The organism is uncultured Sanguibacteroides sp. (assembly GCF_900543425.1).
GTDB lineage: Bacteria > Bacteroidota > Bacteroidia > Bacteroidales > Marinifilaceae > Gabonibacter.
The window spans coordinates 78,592-96,903 of the sequence record NZ_UQRQ01000006.1; the positions used below are offsets into that span (position 1 = coordinate 78,592).

At 42.1% G+C, this 18,312-nt stretch carries 20 protein-coding genes; 13 read left to right on the forward strand and 7 right to left on the reverse strand.

Features of this window, described 5'->3' with window-relative positions:
- Nucleotides 1-68: 68 nt before the first annotated feature.
- From QZR76_RS04695 to QZR76_RS04705, 3 genes are all read left to right on the forward strand, one after another.
- The gene (locus QZR76_RS04695; protein WP_294140855.1) at nucleotides 69-419 is read left to right on the forward strand and encodes a YraN family protein; all 351 of its coding nucleotides are present in this window, start codon (nucleotides 69-71) and stop codon (nucleotides 417-419) included.
- Nucleotides 420-642: 223 nt separating this feature from the next.
- The gene (locus QZR76_RS04700; protein WP_294140856.1) at nucleotides 643-1,053 is read left to right on the forward strand and encodes an OsmC family protein; all 411 of its coding nucleotides are present in this window, start codon (nucleotides 643-645) and stop codon (nucleotides 1,051-1,053) included.
- Nucleotides 1,054-1,065: 12 nt separating this feature from the next.
- Nucleotides 1,066-2,061, forward strand: a complete 996-nt coding sequence (locus QZR76_RS04705; protein WP_294140857.1) for an NAD-dependent epimerase/dehydratase family protein — start codon at nucleotides 1,066-1,068, stop codon at nucleotides 2,059-2,061.
- Here QZR76_RS04705 and QZR76_RS04710 read toward each other — a convergent pair.
- Both QZR76_RS04710 and QZR76_RS04715 read right to left on the reverse strand, forming a co-directional pair.
- Entirely contained in the window at nucleotides 2,029-2,250 is a 222-nt protein-coding gene (locus QZR76_RS04710; protein ID WP_294140858.1) for a hypothetical protein, read from the reverse strand. The two genes, QZR76_RS04705 and QZR76_RS04710, sit on opposite strands and share 33 nt — an antisense overlap.
- On the reverse strand, nucleotides 2,247-2,864 hold the full coding sequence (locus tag QZR76_RS04715) for a hypothetical protein (protein WP_294140859.1): 618 nt from the start codon (nucleotides 2,862-2,864) through the stop codon (nucleotides 2,247-2,249). The genes QZR76_RS04710 and QZR76_RS04715 overlap by 4 nt, the downstream gene beginning before the upstream one ends.
- 85 nt (nucleotides 2,865-2,949) lie before the next feature.
- On the opposite strand from QZR76_RS04715, the gene QZR76_RS04720 reads away from it, so the two are divergent.
- From QZR76_RS04720 to pyrF, 3 genes are all read left to right on the forward strand, one after another.
- Nucleotides 2,950-3,204 carry a helix-turn-helix transcriptional regulator gene (locus tag QZR76_RS04720; protein ID WP_294140860.1) on the forward strand — a complete coding sequence of 85 codons (255 nt, stop codon included), beginning with the start codon at nucleotides 2,950-2,952 and terminating at the stop codon, nucleotides 3,202-3,204.
- Between the two features lie 185 nt (nucleotides 3,205-3,389).
- Nucleotides 3,390-4,475 carry a peptide chain release factor 1 gene (prfA, locus tag QZR76_RS04725; protein WP_294140861.1) on the forward strand — a complete coding sequence of 362 codons (1,086 nt, stop codon included), beginning with the start codon at nucleotides 3,390-3,392 and terminating at the stop codon, nucleotides 4,473-4,475.
- Between the two features lie 158 nt (nucleotides 4,476-4,633).
- A complete protein-coding gene (pyrF, locus tag QZR76_RS04730) occupies nucleotides 4,634-5,461 on the forward strand; it encodes an orotidine-5'-phosphate decarboxylase (RefSeq protein WP_294140862.1) in 828 nt (275 codons plus the stop codon).
- Nucleotides 5,462-5,728: 267 nt separating this feature from the next.
- Here the strand turns inward: pyrF and QZR76_RS04735 are convergent, their stop codons facing one another.
- On the reverse strand, nucleotides 5,729-6,553 hold the full coding sequence (locus QZR76_RS04735) for an HAD family hydrolase (RefSeq protein WP_294140863.1): 825 nt from the start codon (nucleotides 6,551-6,553) through the stop codon (nucleotides 5,729-5,731).
- Nucleotides 6,550-7,431: a pyridoxamine kinase gene (locus tag QZR76_RS04740; RefSeq protein WP_294140864.1), complete on the reverse strand. Its 882-nt coding sequence runs from the start codon at nucleotides 7,429-7,431 to the stop codon at nucleotides 6,550-6,552. Before QZR76_RS04740 ends, QZR76_RS04735 begins: the two co-directional genes overlap by 4 nt.
- A gap of 236 nt (nucleotides 7,432-7,667) precedes the next feature.
- Here QZR76_RS04740 and QZR76_RS04745 point away from each other — a divergent pair, with 236 nt between their 5' ends.
- Complete coding sequence (locus QZR76_RS04745; RefSeq protein ID WP_294140865.1) at nucleotides 7,668-9,845, forward strand: glutamine synthetase III; 2,178 nt, start codon at nucleotides 7,668-7,670, stop codon at nucleotides 9,843-9,845.
- A 43-nt stretch (nucleotides 9,846-9,888) separates the two neighbouring features.
- On the opposite strand, the gene QZR76_RS04750 is transcribed toward QZR76_RS04745, so the two are convergent.
- The 3 genes from QZR76_RS04750 to QZR76_RS04760 all read right to left on the reverse strand — a co-directional run bounded on the left by QZR76_RS04750 (nucleotide 9,889) and on the right by QZR76_RS04760 (nucleotide 13,174).
- Nucleotides 9,889-10,908 (reverse strand): META domain-containing protein, encoded by a 1,020-nt coding sequence (locus QZR76_RS04750; RefSeq protein ID WP_294140866.1) that lies wholly within the window; start codon nucleotides 10,906-10,908, stop codon nucleotides 9,889-9,891.
- A gap of 99 nt (nucleotides 10,909-11,007) precedes the next feature.
- Nucleotides 11,008-12,525 (reverse strand): GH3 auxin-responsive promoter family protein, encoded by a 1,518-nt coding sequence (locus QZR76_RS04755; RefSeq protein WP_294140867.1) that lies wholly within the window; start codon nucleotides 12,523-12,525, stop codon nucleotides 11,008-11,010.
- A gap of 43 nt (nucleotides 12,526-12,568) precedes the next feature.
- The gene (locus QZR76_RS04760) at nucleotides 12,569-13,174 is read right to left on the reverse strand and encodes a ribonuclease HII (RefSeq protein ID WP_294140868.1); all 606 of its coding nucleotides are present in this window, start codon (nucleotides 13,172-13,174) and stop codon (nucleotides 12,569-12,571) included.
- A gap of 112 nt (nucleotides 13,175-13,286) precedes the next feature.
- Between QZR76_RS04760 and QZR76_RS04765 the strand changes: the two genes are divergently transcribed.
- From QZR76_RS04765 to aspA, 6 genes are all read left to right on the forward strand, one after another.
- Complete coding sequence (locus QZR76_RS04765) at nucleotides 13,287-13,769, forward strand: tyrosine-protein phosphatase (protein ID WP_294140870.1); 483 nt, start codon at nucleotides 13,287-13,289, stop codon at nucleotides 13,767-13,769.
- Nucleotides 13,770-13,807: 38 nt separating this feature from the next.
- A complete protein-coding gene (locus tag QZR76_RS04770) occupies nucleotides 13,808-14,269 on the forward strand; it encodes a DUF4268 domain-containing protein (protein WP_294140872.1) in 462 nt (153 codons plus the stop codon).
- Between the two features lie 11 nt (nucleotides 14,270-14,280).
- Nucleotides 14,281-15,387: a pyridoxal phosphate-dependent aminotransferase gene (locus tag QZR76_RS04775; RefSeq protein WP_294140874.1), complete on the forward strand. Its 1,107-nt coding sequence runs from the start codon at nucleotides 14,281-14,283 to the stop codon at nucleotides 15,385-15,387.
- A gap of 220 nt (nucleotides 15,388-15,607) precedes the next feature.
- Nucleotides 15,608-15,949 carry an RNA-binding protein gene (locus QZR76_RS04780; RefSeq protein ID WP_041502883.1) on the forward strand — a complete coding sequence of 114 codons (342 nt, stop codon included), beginning with the start codon at nucleotides 15,608-15,610 and terminating at the stop codon, nucleotides 15,947-15,949.
- Between the two features lie 98 nt (nucleotides 15,950-16,047).
- A complete protein-coding gene (locus tag QZR76_RS04785; RefSeq protein WP_294140876.1) occupies nucleotides 16,048-16,560 on the forward strand; it encodes a DUF4494 domain-containing protein in 513 nt (170 codons plus the stop codon).
- Nucleotides 16,561-16,848: 288 nt separating this feature from the next.
- Nucleotides 16,849-18,261 carry an aspartate ammonia-lyase gene (aspA, locus tag QZR76_RS04790; RefSeq protein WP_294140878.1) on the forward strand — a complete coding sequence of 471 codons (1,413 nt, stop codon included), beginning with the start codon at nucleotides 16,849-16,851 and terminating at the stop codon, nucleotides 18,259-18,261.
- Nucleotides 18,262-18,312 lie beyond the last annotated feature (51 nt).

Sequence of the window (18,312 nt, forward strand, 5' to 3'; positions counted from 1 at the left end):
CTTTTATTTCCATGTGAAGGCAACTATTTTGAGGGGATGGAAACGGTGATTTGTAGACATTTTTCAATATGGCACGGCATAACGATTACGGTAAGATTGGAGAGGAAAAGGTATATTACTTTCTTCTCGAACAGGGGTATGTCGTGTTGGAAAGGAATTGGCGTATCGGGCGCAGAGAGTTGGATTTTATTGCCCTCGACGGTGATGTCCTTGTGGTGATAGAAGTAAAAACCCGGATGATGCCGGAAGCCTATCCGGAAGAGTTGTTGTCGTTGAAGAAGAAAAAAAATTTATTAGCTGCCGGAGCTGCTTATCTCACGTGCAAGAATATTCGACGGGAAATTCGTTTTGATTTGATATTGGTGATAGGAGCGGAGATGAAAATAGAACATATCCCCGATGCCGTCGGCCTGTTTTAGGTGGGACGAGAAGAATAGAATGCCGGGCTCTTCTGTTTTTAGTGTGTGTGATGTAAAGGATAAGTCAGTTTCCCCGGCATTCTAAAGTGTCAAAAGGGTACTTGTAAATATCAAAAACTGTGCTAAAACTGTCTACAGGAGTAAAAAAGATCAAATATTCGATATTTGTATCAAATTTAAAGTAATTTGTTATCTTTGAAAATCAAAATTAAAGATAGAGGTTATGACAACAGTAAAAGCAAAATATTTAGGAGACTTGCGTTTGGAATGCACTCATTTGCAAAGCGGAACAACGATTATTACGGATGCGCCGACAGACAATAACGGTAAAGGAGAAGCTTTTTCTCCCACGGATTTGTGTGCTACTTCTTTGGCCGCTTGTGCGATGACGATCATGGGAATATACGCGAAAAACAATGGACTCGATTTGTCGGGAGCGGAAATAGAAATCACCAAAAAAATGGCGGCAGAGCCACGTCGGATAGCCGAAATTGATGTTATTTTTCATATGCCGGCCCGTGCATTTTCCGGAAAAGATAAAACAGTATTGGAACGGGTCGCTCATACTTGTCCCGTCCATTTAAGTTTACACCCTGACGTAAAACAGAATTTTGTTTTCGATTGGGCGGAATAGATTTTCGAATATATGGTTTTTGTAACTGGGGCCACGGGTCTGTTGGGGAGTCATTTGTTATGTCATTTGGCGAAAACCGAAAAAGACATTATAGCTTTAAAAAGAAAAGAGAGTCGAACGGACGAGACGATGGCTCTCTTTTCTCGTTATTCCGATATGCCTGAGTTTGCCGAGAAACGGGTGAGATGGGTTACGGGTGATGTTCTGGATGAAGAGACTTTGATTGCCTATGTGAAAGAGGCTGCTGTCGTGTATCATTGTGCTGCGGTCGTTTCTTTTCACGGAAGTGATCGAGACCAGTTGCTGGAAACGAATATAAAAGGGACGGAGGTTATTTGTCGCTTATGTCTTCGTTTTGGTGTGCGTTTGTGTTTTGTCAGTTCTATTGCGGCTTTAGGAGATGCCAGAAGAGAGGGGGAGTGTATCGACGAGGAGACTCCGGTTGTTCCGGGTTCCGAGCATTCTTTGTACTCGGAAAGTAAAGGTATATCGGAAAAAATAGTGTGGAATTTTATTCACGAGGGGTTAAATGCCGTCATCGTGAATCCGGCTGTTATATTGGGTGGGGGATTAAGGGGAAGGAGTAGTGCTCAACTTATGGAACGGGCGTTACGGGGAATGCCCGTGTATACATTGGGGGTAAATGGCTATGTCGATGTCCGTGATGTGTGTGTGGCGATGATCGCTCTGGCAAATCATCCGGCGATTCGTTCCGAGCGTTTTGTACTATGCGGAGGAAATTATTCCTATAAACATTTGTTTTCAACGATTGCCCGTGTTGCGGGAAAGAGGCCTCCTCGTGTCGCTCTGTATCCCTGGATGACTTCTGTGTTGTGGCGAGTAATGGCGGTTTTAACTTTATTGCAGGGGTCTAAACCTGTTTTTACGCGGGAAACGGCTCGTTCTTCTCAGCATAGGGCCTGTTTTTCGAGTGCTAAATTGTTAAGAGTATTGCCTGATTTTCATTTCCGTTCCTTAGAAGATACTGTAGCTTTCTTTAAGGAGTAGTTTCGACACGGAATCTGCGGGTAGCGAGTCCCGGGTAGGTGTGATGTCCCTGTTTTCTTCTTTGACGGGAAAGGAGTAGGAGGCCGTATCCGCACGGTACGTATGTAGCAAAATCAATAAAGTGATACATACGATTAATAGTGTGCAGGCCGGGATTGCAGGCATCCATTTGTGTATACGCGTGATCATTTTATCTCTATTTGATCGGGTTTGTAATCTAATGTTGTCGAGTAACTTAGGATGTTTTTTCCGTCTGTTTTCAATATTAGTCCCATCCCTTTTATATAATATGAAATTTCATCAGGAACGACCGACTTGTTGCTCGACAAGTCGAAACTTTTCCGGGTGACCTGTAAGGCTTTATACGTGTGTTGCCCGTTCAGGGTTAATGTAACGTATTTGCAGGAGTATACCAGACGTTCCGAGGAGGTTTGATTGGTCCAGTAATTGTATCCCTTTTTTCCCGGTAACGCCAAGACGGTTGTTTTGTTCTTTTGATTCATATTTCCGTTAATCCCTGCTATCCGAATGAATTCGGATGTAATGCAACTCTTTTGAAATTGAAGTTTAAGGGAGATCGTTCGAATTGTTTGGTGTTTTATTGATAAGGTATAAACCAGATAAACCGTATTTTTATCATAGCGCTGTATCTGGTAAGTTTCTGTCTGATTTTTTCCATCGGTGAGGGTGTGTATTTGTTTTTCCTGAAAGAAAAAATCCGTTATATTTTGCGAGAAACCGCGAATGGGAATAATAGTAAGTACTCCCACGACCGTAATAATGAGTAGAATAACTTTTTTCATGCTGCAACGTTATTGATATAAATCACGGCGTATCATTTATGATACGCATCTTGCAAATATAAAGTAAAAAATTTGCGTATCAAATATGATACGTAATAAAATGGATTACGACGAAGAAATACATCGAATAGCATTGAATATCAAACGAATAAGAATGAGTAGAAATCTTACAATACAAGAACTTGCTTATAAATGCGAAATAGAACGTTCGAATATGAGCCGAATAGAGGCTGGTAAAAGTAATGTTACCATAAAAACGCTTTGTTTGATTTGTAGTGCTTTGGAAATCGAGTTGAGTGATTTGGTTGGGAAAAATCTGGAGGAGCCGTTGAGGGAATAGATGTATATTTAAATCTGTTGATATTTCTATTGTTTTATAAAAAACGGGGAGTCTGGAGGTGATTCGAACCACATCCGGATTGTTCTTGTGCTTTACAAGTCCGGACATAAACGGGGATTTGTGATGAAATGGATTGAAAACTGTTTTGTTTTTATTATTTTCGCGGGAATTATAATTAAATGTATATGAGTGATAATGCCCTTTTAGAGAAGTTAGAGACATTTTATATTCGTTTCCGCGAGATCGGACAACTGATTACGGATCCCGAAGTGATTCAGGATATCAATCGGTTTGTAAAGTTGAATAAGGAGTATAGGGATTTGGAACAGATTGTAGAAGCGGCTGACGAGTTAAAGAATGCAGTGAAGTTACGTGAAGAGGCAGAGGAGATTCTGGAGCACGAGAACGATAAGGAGTTGCGGGAGATGGCTCAGTTGGAATTGGACGAGTTGTTAGAGAAAATTCCGGAGATAGAAAATCGGGTGAAGATGTTATTGATTCCGGCAGATCCGGAGGATTCCAAGAATGTCATTTTAGAAATACGTGCGGGGACGGGTGGAGACGAGGCCTGTATTTTTGCGGGAGATCTGTTCCGTATGTACACGAAGTTTTGTGAAACCAAACGTTGGAAGATGGAGGTGACGAACGTGAGTGAAGGAACTTCCGGGGGATATAAAGAGATTGTGGCTAATATTTCGGGCGAAGGCGTGTATGGTATTATGAAGTACGAATCCGGGGTACACCGGGTACAACGCGTGCCGGCGACCGAAACACAGGGACGGGTGCATACTTCTGCTGCAACCGTGGCTGTTTTGCCTGAGGCCGAAGAGGTGGATGTGGAGTTGAATCCTTCGGATATTCGCAAGGACACCTACTGTTCTTCCGGTCCTGGAGGGCAATCGGTAAATACCACTTATTCGGCTATTCGGTTGACGCATATTCCCACGGGGATCGTGGTAACTTGTCAGGACGAGAAGTCGCAGATTAAGAACCTGGCGAAAGCTATGAAAGAGTTACGTTCCCGAATTTATGCTATCGAGTACCAGAAATACATGGATGAGATTGCTTCTAAACGGAAAACGATGGTATCTACCGGAGATCGTTCGGCAAAGATCCGTACCTATAATTATCCTCAGGGACGGGTGACGGATCATCGGATTAATTTGACGTTGTATAATTTGGCCGCTATCATGGACGGAGATTTGCATGAAATTATAGAGAAGTTGCAGATAGAGGAGAATACGGAAAAACTAAAGGAAAGCGGGTTTTGATTGTAAATTAAAAAACTAATGGATTGAGCGATTGTGAGATTCGATGATTAGGGGATTATAGGATTAGGAGATTTGAATCCCTAAATCACAGAATCCCTAAATCACAGAATCCCTAAATCACAAAATCTCTAAATCGGAGAATCACAAAATCAATAAATATGTTGTACCAAGAGTTGTTTGAACAGATTAAGAGGAAGAAGTCCTTCCTTTGCGTCGGATTGGATTCCGATATAAAGAAGATTCCGCAGCATTTATTGGATGCAGAAGATCCTGTATACGAGTTTAATAAAGCTATAATAGATGCGACGGCGGATATAACGGTTGCCTATAAACCGAATATCGCTTTTTACGAGAGTCGCGGCGTGGAAGGATGGGAGAGCTTGGGAAAGACGATTGAATATATAAAAACGAATTATCCGGAGGTGCTGACCATTGCCGATGCCAAGCGCGGAGATATCGGGAATACTTCGGAAATGTACGCGCGTGCCTTTTTGGAGACATTAGATTTCGACTCTATAACGGTAGCTCCGTATATGGGAGAAGATTCCGTAACCCCGTTTTTAAAATACGAGGGGAAATGGGTGATCTTGTTAGCTTTGACTTCGAATAAAGGAGCGTATGATTTTCAGTTTTTCGAGGAGAACGGGGAGAAATTGTACGAGCGGGTATTGCGTAAATCTCAGGAATGGGGGAATGAACGGAATATGATGTACGTGGTCGGAGCGACCAAAGCAGAGATGTTAGAGAATATCCGGGAAATTGTGCCGAATCATTTTTTATTGGTTCCGGGTGTAGGAGCACAGGGCGGTAGCTTGGAAGAGGTAGCTAAGTACGGAATGAATGATCATTGCGGGTTGATCGTCAACTCTTCCCGCGGAATTATCTTTGCCGATAACACGGAAAATTTTGCCGTAAGAGCCCGAGTTGAAGCTATTAAATTGGAACAACAAATGAAAGACCTTTTGGAAAGAAAAGGAATTATCTGAAACGATATCTGCTGTCACGCGTGAGAGTCGTATTTCCGTTGCTTGAAATGAAAGAGGTAAGCGTTTGGCACACGAGGAAGGAGGAATCGAGTTTTAAATTACGATGCCCCTACGGAAGGGATTGTCTCCGTTCCGGTAGGGATATTTAAAATAGGTGTAGGACCAGCAAAACGCAGATTCTTGTTAAGATCGGCGAATGTAAAGTTAGTTTTCCGGCGTAATAATAGCCGATGCCGTGAAATGGAAATACAGGGGTCAATAGTCTGTTTATAGATCGAGGGTTTGGCGGATAAAGGCAGCAAGACCGTTGTCGATATCGGCGGGAACCTTTTTGAATCGCTTTGTGAGGGGTTCCGGGGCATTCGCCACGACGAAGGAAAAACCGCACCGTTCCAGAAAATCCAGGTCGTTGTAATCGTTTCCTAATCCGGCACATTCGGAAAAAGAGATGCCGAGTTGATTCAGGAGAAGTTCACAACTGCTTCCTTTGTTCACGTCTTTGGCGAATATTTCAGTCCATATGGCCTGGTTATCGATAGGGGAGGTTGCTCGAATAACAGAATAGGAGGAGAGTTGTTGCTGTATCTCTTCGTGCAGAGCGGCTTGCTCCGCTCCTAAAATGGTCAGAAATTGGGTTGCACCTTCGTTGATCTTCTCCGGTTGGGGCATCGGTGTTCCTAAGCCGGGATAATTTTCTATCCGGCGTCTGAAATCTTCATGTTGCCGGGCAATATGCCTGTAATAAAAAAAATGATTATCCGGAATGCGTTTCTGGATGGTAAAATTGACATCGTATTTCCATAAAAAGGAGGCTATCTCCCGGGTTTCTTCAACTGTTAATTCCCGGGATCGCGTGATTCGGCGGTTTTCCCATTGCATGATTCCGGCACCGGAGGAAAATACCATATAATCTATGGGCAACCCTTCGGGAAGAACGTGGTTAAAAGAGAAAAGAGAACGTCCGGTTGCTAAAATCCGGATGATGCCCATCTCTCCCGCTCTTTCCAAAGCCTTCCGGTTTTCTTCACTCACGGAATGCCATTGGCGGGGAAGAGTTGTGCCGTCAAAATCAATGATAATGGCTTTTGTCATGTCCGGTCGGTCGTTTTCGGTTCTTCTATCAGTTGATACCTGTAATAAGGTAGGGGCTCGTTCAGGTAGTGTAATACTTTCTCTTGATTCATGCCGTCGAGAGGGTTGTGCCTGTAACCGAAAGTGGCCTTGATTCCCATATTGATAAAATGAACGGCACGGTCGATAGCTTCGGGAAGGCTGTCTCCGTTTAGTAGACTACCCGTAATTACGCTGGCGAAGGCATCTCCTGTTCCCGGATAGGATGCCGGGATGTGATCGCAAATGACTTCCCAGTAACGGTTGTCGGTCCGGTTATAGGCTATCGTTACGATATCTTGGGGATGATTGCCCGGGGCGGAAGTGATGATCACGTGTTCCGGTCCGAATTGAGATAGGGCTTTACACCATCCCAACGTTTGCTCTGCCGAAATTTCTTTGATACTGTTTTCCCCGAGTAAAAATGCGGCTTCCGTTAGATTAGGGGTAATTACTTTGGCTTGAGTACATAGGTGTTTCATTCCTTCTACCATAGCTTGATCCATGTTCGGATAAAGGGAACCGTGATCACCGAGTACAGGATCTACCAATATGAAGTTCTGTTCGTTTTTGAAATGGTGAAAAAAATCGGATACGATTTCCATCTGCTTTACGGATGCGAGGTAACCGGAGTAAATCGCATCGAAATGCAGGTTTAATGCTTTCCAGTGTGCGATATACTCTTCCATAAAATCGGTCAAATCGAGTGAACGGAAGTTCGGGTATTCGCTATGTGCCGATAATATAGCCGTAGGAAGTGGACATACCTGATATCCCATATGAGAAAGTATCGGTATGGCAACGGTCAGGGAGGCTCTTCCGTAACCGGATAAATCGTGTATGGCCGCAATTTTTTTCATATTCAAAATTTTAGGAAACAAAGTTACGTGAAAAGAGGAATATTCAGGCATGTGCTTTTGAAATTTATAAAAAATATTTTTGAAAAGAAAAACTTGTTCGTGAAGGGGGTGTGGTGCTTTAAAATTATTTTTTAGTGATATATTGATAAAAATATAGGGGGTAATGATCAAATTAATTACTTTTTTATATATTTGACCCCTGAAAATATAGGGGTTGTATCTAAATAAAACAATTTATGGCAAAAATCAGATTCATGGCTTTGGAGAAATTGGCCGAACGAAAGCCAATAACGGGAGAAGCTTGGCCCAGGTGTTCGGAAATTTTCGGGGAAGATGTTTTTTCTTTGGAAAAAATGAGGCATTATCTTTCTATTGAAGCGTTTAAAAAATTAGAGCGCATTATGTTCGATGGAACCAGTATTGACCGAGGGTTGGCGGATCAGGTGGCTGCAGCTATGAAGGCATGGGCGGTAGAGCGGGGAGTCACCCATTACACGCATTGGTTTCATCCGTTGAACGGTGCAACGGCCGAGAAGCATGATTCTTTCGTGGATGTCCTGCCTGACGGTAACGTGATCGAATCCTTTGATGGCCGGGTTTTGGTACAGCAGGAACCGGATGCTTCGAGTTTTCCGAACGGGGGGATTCGAAATACATTCGAGGCTCGGGGATATACGGCATGGGATCCGGGTTCTCCGGCTTTTATTAATAGCCGGACCTTGTGTATTCCGACCGTGTTTGTGGCTTATACCGGAGAAGCGTTGGATTTTAAGACTCCGATGTTAAAAGCTTTGGCCTTGATTGACAAAGCAGCTGTGGATATTTGCCAATATTTTGATAAGGACGTGAATCGGGTGATTGCTACGTTAGGATGGGAACAAGAATATTTTTTGGTAGATGAAGCTTTGTATAACGCTCGTCCCGATCTGAAGTTGTGTGGACGGACATTGATGGGGCATTCATCGGCAAAGGATCAACAGTTGGAAGACCAGTATTTCGGCTCTATCCCGGCAAGGGTGACTTCTTTTATGGAGGAGTTGGAATACGAGTGCCATCGTCTGGGAATTCCTATTAAGACCCGGCATAATGAGGTGGCGCCGAACCAATTTGAATGTGCCCCGATATTCGAAGAGGCGAATTTGGCTGTCGATCACAATCAATTGTTGATGTCCACCATGAAGAAGGTGGCGAGGCGACATGATTTCCGGGTTCTTTTACACGAGAAACCTTATAAAGGGGTGAATGGTTCCGGAAAGCATAATAATTGGTCGTTAATGACGAATACGGGGGTGAATTTGTTGTCACCCGGACGTAACCCGAAGTCAAATATGCAGTTTTTGATTTTTTTGGTTTCGACCATAAAGGCGGTACATGAATATTCGGACTTGTTCAAAGCCTGTATCGTATCGCAGGGGAACGAGGCCCGTTTAGGAGGAGAGGAGGCTCCTCCCGTAATTATGTCCGTGTTCTTGGGAGCCTATTTGTCTGGAGTGTTGAACGAGCTGGTGGAGAAGGTAAGTTCCAAAAAAATGAGTCCCGATGAAAAGACCGAGTTAAAATTAAACGTGGGAAAAATTCCGGAGATTATGTTGGATAATACGGATAGAAACCGGACGTCTCCTTTTGCTTTTACCGGTAATCGTTTTGAATTTCGGGCCGTGGGTTCTTCCGCGAACTGCGGAGGTCCCATGATTGTTTTGAATACGGCTGTGGCAGAACAGCTGGTATTGTTTAAAAAGGAGACGGATGCCTTGATTGATAAGGGCGTGAAGAAAGATGAAGCGATATTTCAGATATTACGCAAGTACATCATAGAGTCCCAGTCCATTCGCTTCGAGGGGAATGGTTATGGACAGGAATGGAGGGAAGAGGCTGCCCGGAGAGGTTTGTCTACCGATACGGATTGCGTACCTGCCCTGAAGGCTTACCTGTCGGATAAAGCCCGTCGTTTATTCGTGAATTTAGGGGTGTTGAGTGAGCGGGAGTTAAAGGCTCGTTTTGAGATAAAAAATGAGATTTATCTGAAAAAATTGCAGATCGAATCGAGGGTATTGGGGGATTTGGCTTTGAATCATATTATTCCGATTGCCATAAAATACCAAAATACGCTTTTGGATAACGTGAACGGCTTAAAAGCGGTATTTGCAGATGAAGAAATCGTTGAAATTCAGTTGGAAATGATTCGGACTATCTCTTTGCATATCCGAAAAATACAAACGATGGTTTCCGATATGACTGAAGCCAGGAAACAGGCTAATACCATATCGGATGAGGTTAAGCGGGCTGAAGCATATACGTCTGACGTGCGTCCTTATTTGGAGAAGATCCGTTATCATATTGATAAATTGGAGTTGTTGGTAGATGATGAGATATGGCCTTTGCCTAAATACCGGGAATTATTGTTTTCCCGTTAACCCGATAAATAAAGCCTCCCTTTGCTAAGGGAGGCTTTATTTATTATTTTTCGTTCATTTTTAAGATCATTCCGTCGGGAAGGGTGAATTGGATCTCTTTACCTTTACCGATTAAGTCCACTTGATCGTTTTTGTAATGGAAACCGGAAGCTGAAACTTGCTGGGTCAATTCGAAGGTCTGGTCGTCGTATTGAACCTTTGCTTTTTCCTGATCGGGGAAATAGGTTACCGTGATTTGATACAACATTTTGGTCTTGCCGTTTCCTCCCAAGTAGGTAACGGTGACAGGGCCGTTCGGGTCTTGTACGAACAAGGTTTCTCCCCGTTTTTCGATGATCCATTTACCGTCGGCTCTTCTGACGTTGTAAGTATCGTCATCTTCTATGTTCCAGGCGCTACCTCCTTTGGGAAGACTTCTTTTGTCTAAGATCGGATGAGTCTCCTCCCCGGGCAAAAAAAGTTCGACTTTGGAGGAGTCCGGTGCGAAAACGATAAAAGCTGCATTTGAGGCTTCCGGGTTTTGTTCGGAAAGCATACGAATACCCGATTCGAATAGACGGATGCATTCTTGGGATACTTCCGACCAAGTATACCCGGCTGCAGCGTTACATCCGTGTTCATCGTTTGCCACTCCTATTTGTTGTTCTTCTTTTTGAGGAACAAAGATCAATGTCTGCTTTTTTGCTTTGTCCGTTAATTTTAATTCTTTATCCGTAATGGAATAAGAGGTCATTTGGGCGAATACTTTCATAAATTGATCCTCGAATTGCAGATCGGGGCAGGCCATCATGGTACTTCCTCCCGGTGTGATTTTGATGGTGTTTCCTTCGGTGGAGTATTTACCGAAAAAGCGGTTGCAACCGGAGAATCCGAACATGGCATTGGAATCGGCAAACTCTACGGAAGGAACTCTTTCCGGGAGTACTACCTTTTTATTTTCCACACTCATCTCTTTTAGTTGCCATTTGTTAGCTGTTAATTGAGCTAAATTTCCCGTGTTGCTTTTACAGCCTAACAGTACCAATACTGTTGCGATTGTTGTTAAAATAGTTGTTTTTTTCATAGATATTTTTTTTACAAAAGTATATTCTTTAACGATCTGATCGTTAAAAATGATAGACAAAAAGATTATAAATGCTCTAAGGAATGATTACGTTCTGTTTTATTTTTTGTTGTTTAATCGTAATAATTCTTCTAAATGGGAACGATCATTCCATAGACGGGGTACTTTATTCTGTCCTCCCAGTTTACCTTTTTCTTTGAGCCAATCGTTAAACAGGTTGGGACGGGCGACGTGAATGATCAATCGTCGAAGGGACATATCTTTGTATCTTTTTGCCTCGTAATCGGAATTGAGTTTCTTTAGTTCGTTGTCCAGTATCTCGGCAAAAGCTTCCGGATCGTTAGGAGGAGTCTCAAATTCGACAATCCATTCGTGCGCTCCTTTTTTTCCTTCTTCCATAAAAACCGGGGCGGCGGTAAAGTCTATGATATTGCATTGCATCTGACGACAAGCTTCATCCATGGCCTGGGTTGCATTGTCTATAATTAATTCTTCCCCGAAAGCGTTGATAAATAGTTTTGTGCGTCCCGTGATCCTGAATTTATAAGGTTTCAGAGAGGTAAACTGGATTGTGTCTCCGATCATATAACGCCATAATCCTCCGTTTGTCGAAATAATTAAGGCATAGTTTACATTTGTTTCGACCTCTTTTAGCGAAAGAGTACGGGGATTGGCTTTTCCCAGTTCGCTGGTGGGCATGAACTCGTAATATATTCCGTAGTCGAGCATCAATAACATGGATGAATCGCCCGGATCGTCCTGAATTCCGAAAAATCCTTCGGAGGCGTTGTAGGTCTCCATGTATTTCATTTTCGGGTTGGGAAGGAGTCGTTTGTATTGTTCCCGGTAGGGGGAGAAGCTGACCCCCCCGTGGATGAATAACTCTAAATTGGGCCATACCTCATGGAGGTTATTTTTGCCTGTACGTTCCAGAATGCGGTTGATTAGAGTTAGAAACCAGCTGGGGACACCGGCTAAGCATCTCACGTCCTCTTTTATGGTTACATCGCAGATTTTTTCGATTTTTTCTTCCCATTCGCTCATCAACATGATGGATTGATCCGGAGTTTTCATTAGATTGGCCCAGAATGGGGTGTTTGAAATCAGAATGGCGGAGAGATCCCCGTATTGGCAATTGGAGTTTATGCTGGAAACCTCGCTACTTCCGCCTAAAGCCAGCGTCTTTCCCCCGAATGCTTGTGCATCCGGGTAGTTCCGGTTAAAAAGCGAGATGACGTCCTTTCCTCCCCGGAAATGGCAGTTTTCCAAAGCTTCTTTACTAACGGGGATGAACTTGCTTTTAGCGGCTGTGGTACCTGAAGATTTGGCGAACCAGGTAATCGGTTCCGGCCATAGTAAATTCTGTTCTCCGTTCATTAAACGTTCGGAATAGGGTGCGATCTCTTCATAGTGAATAATCGGAAGCCTTTCCCGGTATTGTTCTGTCGTCCATATGGAGGCAAAATCGTATTTTTTTCCGTATTCCGTATCTTTCGCCGTTTGCAAGAGATTTTGCAAGGTTTCTTCCTGGGTTTGCACGGGATTTGCCTTGAAATAATCGATTTGTGATAATCGTTTGGATGAAAATAAAGATATAATTGAATTAATGAGAGCCATAATGATATATTAAAAATGAAATTGATACGATTGTTTTTATCTCTCAATCACTAAAATTCAATTCCAGTTGTTGATCTGTTAAATTGAATGTCTTCCGATGGAAAGGAGTGATCCCGTGTATCCGGATTTGGGACCTGTGCTCTTTGGTCGGATAACCTTTATTGTGTTGCCAGTCATAAACCGGATACTCTTTGTGCAGGTTCTTCATGTATTCGTCCCGGTGTGTCTTTGCCAGGATCGATGCCGCGGCAATAGGCATGTATTTCCCGTCACCTTTTATGATGCAATGATATTCAATCTCCTCGTACGGCTTGAAGCGATTCCCGTCGATAAGAATGTGTTCCGGTCGGATGGAAAGCATTCCCAAGGCTTTCTGCATAGCCTTGATAGAAGCGTTTAAAATATTGATTTTATCGATTTCTTCGTTGTCGATACTGGCAACAGCCCAAGCCAATGCTTCCCGTTCTATAATCAAGCGCAACTCGTCTCTTTTCTTTTCGGATAGTTGTTTCGAGTCGTTCAACATCTCGTTGGAGAAGTGGTCGGGAAGTATTACTGCTGCGGCAAAGACAGGACCTGCCAAGCATCCTCGTCCGGCTTCATCGCAACCGGCTTCAATTTTATCGGAATAATATTTTAATGTCAACATATACGCGTGGTTGAATCTCCAGCAAATATATAAAAAATGTTGTTCTTTAATAGGATATTTCTTTTTCAGCTGTAGGGAAATATATAAATTTGTATTCGATAAAAATAAGGTTATGGTAGAAAAAATAACGGTTCCCGGGAGTCGGCTGAAAAATTGTTATCGGGTTGATAAAGATGTCTACCGATCGGATCAACCTTCTTATCGTGATTTTCGGGCTCTTGAAAAATTCGGTATCAGAGAGGTTTTGAATTTGCGCAGTCGTCATAATGATAATGATGAAGCAAGGGGAACCGATATAAAATTGCATCGTTTGAGGATGAAAGCTTCTAAAATGAATCAGGATGACCTTTTGGAGGCGATGCGTGTCATCCGGGACAGGGAAGGACCTATTCTGATTCATTGTTGGCACGGTTCCGACCGAACGGGGGCCGTTTGTGCCATGTATCAGATCCTTTTTTTGGGAATCAGCAAGGAAGATGCCGTGAACGCGATGGTCGACGGAGAGTTTGGTTTCCATATGATATTCGATCAGTTGATCGATATGTTACACGGGACGGATGTAGAACATATGAAGCAGGCTTTGGGCATTTCATGAGAACCCTGTATATTTGTCGGTCCGAAAAGTAGAATTTTATGTTTACAAAAGAGGAGGCAAAAGCGATAAGAATCGGTTTTTGGCAAGGGTTTAAATCCTATTGCCGGAAAAAGCATATTGATCGGCGTTGGATATTGACCGGAGTAAAGATAAAATCCGTGCAATTGAAATTTTTTGCGGATGAACGGAAAGCGTTGGTCTTGTTTCAAATAGATCATAAGAATGATTTACGTCGTTTTGAAATTTATGAATGCTTTCTTGCTTACCGGAAATTGTTTGCCGGCGTGTGTGGTCCGGAATTGATGTGGGAGGAGGAGTACGAGGGAATAGAAGAAGGCCATCGGGTGAGTGCGATTTTTTTCGAATTGCCAGGGGTAAATTTATATAACACGGGGGATTGGGAAAAAATATACGCTTTTTTCGTAGAGAAAATGCCATTACTGGAAGAGTTGTATTTTGAGTATCGGGATTTGATTAATGCACGGTTGAAGGAGTGCTAAACGGAATAGTTATGAAAGTAAATAGAAGTGGAGCCGTTCTTTCCAGAATTGTACAAATAGGAGAGAATTTAAAGGAATTGACCCGGGTAAACGGGAAAGAATATCTACCCCTGAACCGGGGAGTAAATCAGGTCGTTCCGATCGATTTGACGGAAGTTGTAAAGGGAATCAATTTTAATTCCCCGGAGATACAGGTCTATCCCCACGGAGCCGGTCGTCCGGAGTTGAGGGCTGCAATTAATGAAGAGTTTTTTATGGGAAAATCCTCCTCCGATCGTATCTTGATCACGGCAGGAGGGATGCATGCCTTGGATCTCGTTGCACAAACGGTTTGCATCGAAAAATTATATTTGCCTGCCTATTACTGGGGATGTTATTATAAGATGTTGACTATTCGGAATGTGAAAAATGCCGAATACTACAGTCAGGCCGACCTTCCGGGGATGCTTGAAGAGTTGAAGGGTAATGCCGTTCTGATTAGTGACCCGAGTAATCCGTTAGGGGATAAACACGATGATGAACAACAGCTTGACATCATCCGACAATTGAATGATGCCGGAGTCGTTGTGTATTACGATTGTCCTTACCGTCGTCTTTTTATGGACAGGCGGGATGATTATTACGTGAGGTTGATGGAGATGGAGAATGTAATTATCACCGAGAGTTTTAGTAAGTCCGTGGGATTAAGCGGGCAGCGGTTGGGCTTTATATATACCCCAAATAAAGAATTACATGACGAGCTGGAAGTCCGGATCATGTATAATACCAATGGGATCAACGGTTTTGCACAGGAATTGGTACTTCGTTTATTAACGACTCCGGAGGGAAGAAGGGCTGTAACGGACTTTAAAACAAAGACGACCCGGGATATTGCGTTAAATATTGATTACCTGAAACAAAGGGAACTCTTAGCTGATGAATTTTATCAGGGAACGGTTCCTAAAGGAATTTTCGTAATCGTAAACCGGAGTGAAGAGGAGTTATTGCGTCATTATATAGGGGCCGTATCTCTTGATTTCTTTACCAAGACGCGGCAAACGTACGCGAGTGCGTATTCCCGCGTATGCGTGTCGGTACCTCACGAAAAATTTGTTACCTATTTTAATGATTTGGAATAATGTACTGAGAGATAGTAGATCATAATTAATGATGTTTAAGGAAATAATTTTGAAAGAAGCATTGTTTTATTAGAATATAGACTTATCTTTGTCGCAAGATTGAGTTGAGTTCGTTGTTTTTAAAGTACTTGCCTTTCATGTATTATGTATCGTTAAGTAGACTTTTTATCAATCTAAAGCACTCAATTGAATAAGGTATTTATTATTAAAGTTTTACTTAATGAACATTTACATTTCAAATTTAAGTTACAGTATCGATGATGCTGATTTAAGAGAGTTGTTTGCGGATTATGGCGAAATCGTTTCTGCAAAAGTAATTATGGATCGCGAAAGCGGAAGATCCAGAGGTTTCGGATTTGTTGAACTTGCTGACGATACGTTAGGTCAGAAAGCTATCGACGAGTTGAATCAGGCTGAATATGATGGTAAGGTAATCAACGTGAATGTGGCTAAACCGAGAACGGATAAACCGAATTTCGGAAACCGCGGTGGAAACCGTGGCGGATTTAACCGCGAGCGTCGTGGCGGATATAATTCCGAGAGATCAGAAAGAAGATATTGATTGATTCAATCATGAAAAAAAACGAGGAAATCGAAATCTCCTCGTTTTTTTTTATGCTATCTTTGACGTCCATTATTGTGTAAATAAAAATAGAACATATGACAGCAAATTGGTTTGAATGCAAGATTAAGTATACGAAGGTGACGGAAGATGGAAAGGAGAAGAAGGTTTCTGAGATGTATCTTTTGGATGCTATCTCTTATACGGAAGCAGAGAGTCGTATCACGGAAGCGTTAGCCTCTATGATCCAAGGAGATTTCTATATTGCCGGATTAAAAAAGTCAAACGTTACGGAATTAGTAGAGTCTAATGATGGAAACGATGACAAATGGTTTAAGGCCAAGATCGCGATTATCGATGCCGATCAGCTTACCGGTAAGGAAAAGAGGGCTTTCCAGTATTTTTTAGTAGCGGGAGCGAATATTAATCGGGCATTGGAAAATTTGGAAAAGAGTTTGTCCACTTATGTAGTTCCTTTTGAAATCGTATCCCTTGCAGATACGGCTTTTATGGATGTATTCCCTTATTTCTCGGAGGATGAGGGGCAGACGGTTCCCGATCGTTTTAAACCTTTAAATGATTTGGCATCGGAATCCGGTTCGTTCGAATGATTCCTATCTCGAAATTAATGATATAAAAAAGTCCTATGAAGGACTTTTTTTTGTTAATGTGTAATCTATCTTATTGGTATATAGTTGTTTTTGTTATTACATACTTTTGATAATTTCTACAAAAAAATTCGTTTTGTCGTTTCTCTTTTGTACCTTTGCCGGATTAATTTTTTACGGTTCGTTTTTAATGGAAAATCGGGAATATAATTCTATATAAAAGAGTTCCCATTCATAATGAAACTAAAGTAAGTAATAAACGTATTGGAAATAATTAATTATAACAGGATTATGAAAACAAGAATAGAACATGATTTGTTAGGAAACAAAGAGGTGCCCATGGATGCTTATTATGGAGTACAGACTTTGAGAGCTATTGAAAACTTTGCGGGAATTAGTGGACGTCATATTGGTGATTTTCCGAATTACGTGAAGGCTTTGGCCATGGTAAAATGGGCTGCAGCTAAGGCGAATTTGGAGTTGGATTTAATCCCGAAAGAGATCGCGAATGTGATTACGGCCGCTTGTGAAGAGATAATTGATGGTAAGTTGCATGATCAATTCCCGGTTGATATGGTACAAGGTGGTGCTGGAACTTCTACGAATATGAATATTAATGAAGTGGTTGCTAACCGGGCCTTGGAGTTGTTGGGGCATCAAAAAGGCGAATATCAATATTGTCATCCGAACAATCATGTCAATCTGTCTCAATCAACCAACGATGCTTATCCAACCTCTTTCCATTTGGCTATTATCCTGATGAATAAAGATTTGGTAGCTGAGTTGAAATTGATGGTAGAGGCTTTCCGAGCCAAAGGCAGAGAGTTTGTAGACGTGTTGAAAATGGGACGTACTCAGCTGCAAGATGCCGTGCCTATGACATTAGGACAGGAGTTTGAAGCTTTTGCTGTTACGTTGGAAGAGAATATCGAGAGATTGAATGACGCTTCCAGGTTGTTCTTGGAACAAAATATGGGTGCTACGGCTATCGGAACCGGAATTAATTCTGAACCGGAATATTCTGAAATCTGTACGCGCGAGTTACGTATCATTAGCGGTGAGGAGTTTGTTTTGGCTCCGAATTTAATTGCTGCAACTCCGGATACCGGTGCTTGTGTAAGTTATTCTTCCGAATTGAAACGTTTAGCCGTTCAATTGTCAAAGATTTGTAATGACTTGCGTTTGTTATCAAGTGGTCCGAGATGCGGTTTGGGCGAAATCAATTTGCCGCCTATGCAACCCGGTTCTTCTATTATGCCCGGTAAAGTTAATCCGGTTATTCCCGAGGTGGTAAATCAGGTTTGTTTCAACGTGGTTGGTAGCGATACGACTGTTATGATGGCAGCAGAGGCAGGTCAGTTACAGTTGAATGTTATGGAACCGATTATTGTATATTCTTTGTTTAACTCCATTCAAATGTTGACTAAAGTGATGGAGCGCCTGAGAGTTTTGTGTGTTAACGGTATTACTGCAAATCCGGAACATTGCAAAGAACTGGTGATGAATAGTATCGGTATTGTGACGGCGTTGAATCCTACTTTAGGTTATGAGAATTCTTCTCGTATCGCCAAACGTGCTTTGCAAGAAAAGAGAAGTGTTTATGATTTGGTTTTGGAAGAAGGGTTGTTGACAAAGGAGGAGTTGGATAATTTATTACGTCCGGAATTGATGATTAAACCAAAAAAATTCTATAAAAAGAAGTGATAAAAAAAATAATTGTTACATTTACTTTTTATCTAATACTTTAACACAATC

Bases quoted from the DNA above. Each gene is read 5' to 3' on its own strand.
- QZR76_RS04770 (WP_294140872.1), top strand. From the start codon at position 13,808: ATGTTTACAAAAGAGGAGGCAAAAGCGATAAGAATCGGTTTTTGGCAA.
- QZR76_RS04755 (WP_294140867.1), bottom strand. From the start codon at position 12,525: ATGGCTCTCATTAATTCAATTATATCTTTATTTTCATCCAAACGATTA.
- QZR76_RS04700 (WP_294140856.1), top strand. From the start codon at position 643: ATGACAACAGTAAAAGCAAAATATTTAGGAGACTTGCGTTTGGAATGC.
- QZR76_RS04735 (WP_294140863.1), bottom strand. From the start codon at position 6,553: ATGACAAAAGCCATTATCATTGATTTTGACGGCACAACTCTTCCCCGC.
- QZR76_RS04775 (WP_294140874.1), top strand. From the start codon at position 14,281: ATGAAAGTAAATAGAAGTGGAGCCGTTCTTTCCAGAATTGTACAAATA.
- prfA (WP_294140861.1), top strand. From the start codon at position 3,390: ATGAGTGATAATGCCCTTTTAGAGAAGTTAGAGACATTTTATATTCGT.
- QZR76_RS04745 (WP_294140865.1), top strand. From the start codon at position 7,668: ATGGCAAAAATCAGATTCATGGCTTTGGAGAAATTGGCCGAACGAAAG.
- QZR76_RS04695 (WP_294140855.1), top strand. From the start codon at position 69: ATGGCACGGCATAACGATTACGGTAAGATTGGAGAGGAAAAGGTATAT.
- QZR76_RS04740 (WP_294140864.1), bottom strand. From the start codon at position 7,431: ATGAAAAAAATTGCGGCCATACACGATTTATCCGGTTACGGAAGAGCC.
- QZR76_RS04780 (WP_041502883.1), top strand. From the start codon at position 15,608: ATGAACATTTACATTTCAAATTTAAGTTACAGTATCGATGATGCTGAT.
- QZR76_RS04720 (WP_294140860.1), top strand. From the start codon at position 2,950: ATGATACGTAATAAAATGGATTACGACGAAGAAATACATCGAATAGCA.
- QZR76_RS04710 (WP_294140858.1), bottom strand. From the start codon at position 2,250: ATGATCACGCGTATACACAAATGGATGCCTGCAATCCCGGCCTGCACA.
- QZR76_RS04715 (WP_294140859.1), bottom strand. From the start codon at position 2,864: ATGAAAAAAGTTATTCTACTCATTATTACGGTCGTGGGAGTACTTACT.
- QZR76_RS04750 (WP_294140866.1), bottom strand. From the start codon at position 10,908: ATGAAAAAAACAACTATTTTAACAACAATCGCAACAGTATTGGTACTG.
- QZR76_RS04785 (WP_294140876.1), top strand. From the start codon at position 16,048: ATGACAGCAAATTGGTTTGAATGCAAGATTAAGTATACGAAGGTGACG.
- QZR76_RS04705 (WP_294140857.1), top strand. From the start codon at position 1,066: ATGGTTTTTGTAACTGGGGCCACGGGTCTGTTGGGGAGTCATTTGTTA.
- aspA (WP_294140878.1), top strand. From the start codon at position 16,849: ATGAAAACAAGAATAGAACATGATTTGTTAGGAAACAAAGAGGTGCCC.
- pyrF (WP_294140862.1), top strand. From the start codon at position 4,634: ATGTTGTACCAAGAGTTGTTTGAACAGATTAAGAGGAAGAAGTCCTTC.
- QZR76_RS04760 (WP_294140868.1), bottom strand. From the start codon at position 13,174: ATGTTGACATTAAAATATTATTCCGATAAAATTGAAGCCGGTTGCGAT.
- QZR76_RS04765 (WP_294140870.1), top strand. From the start codon at position 13,287: ATGGTAGAAAAAATAACGGTTCCCGGGAGTCGGCTGAAAAATTGTTAT.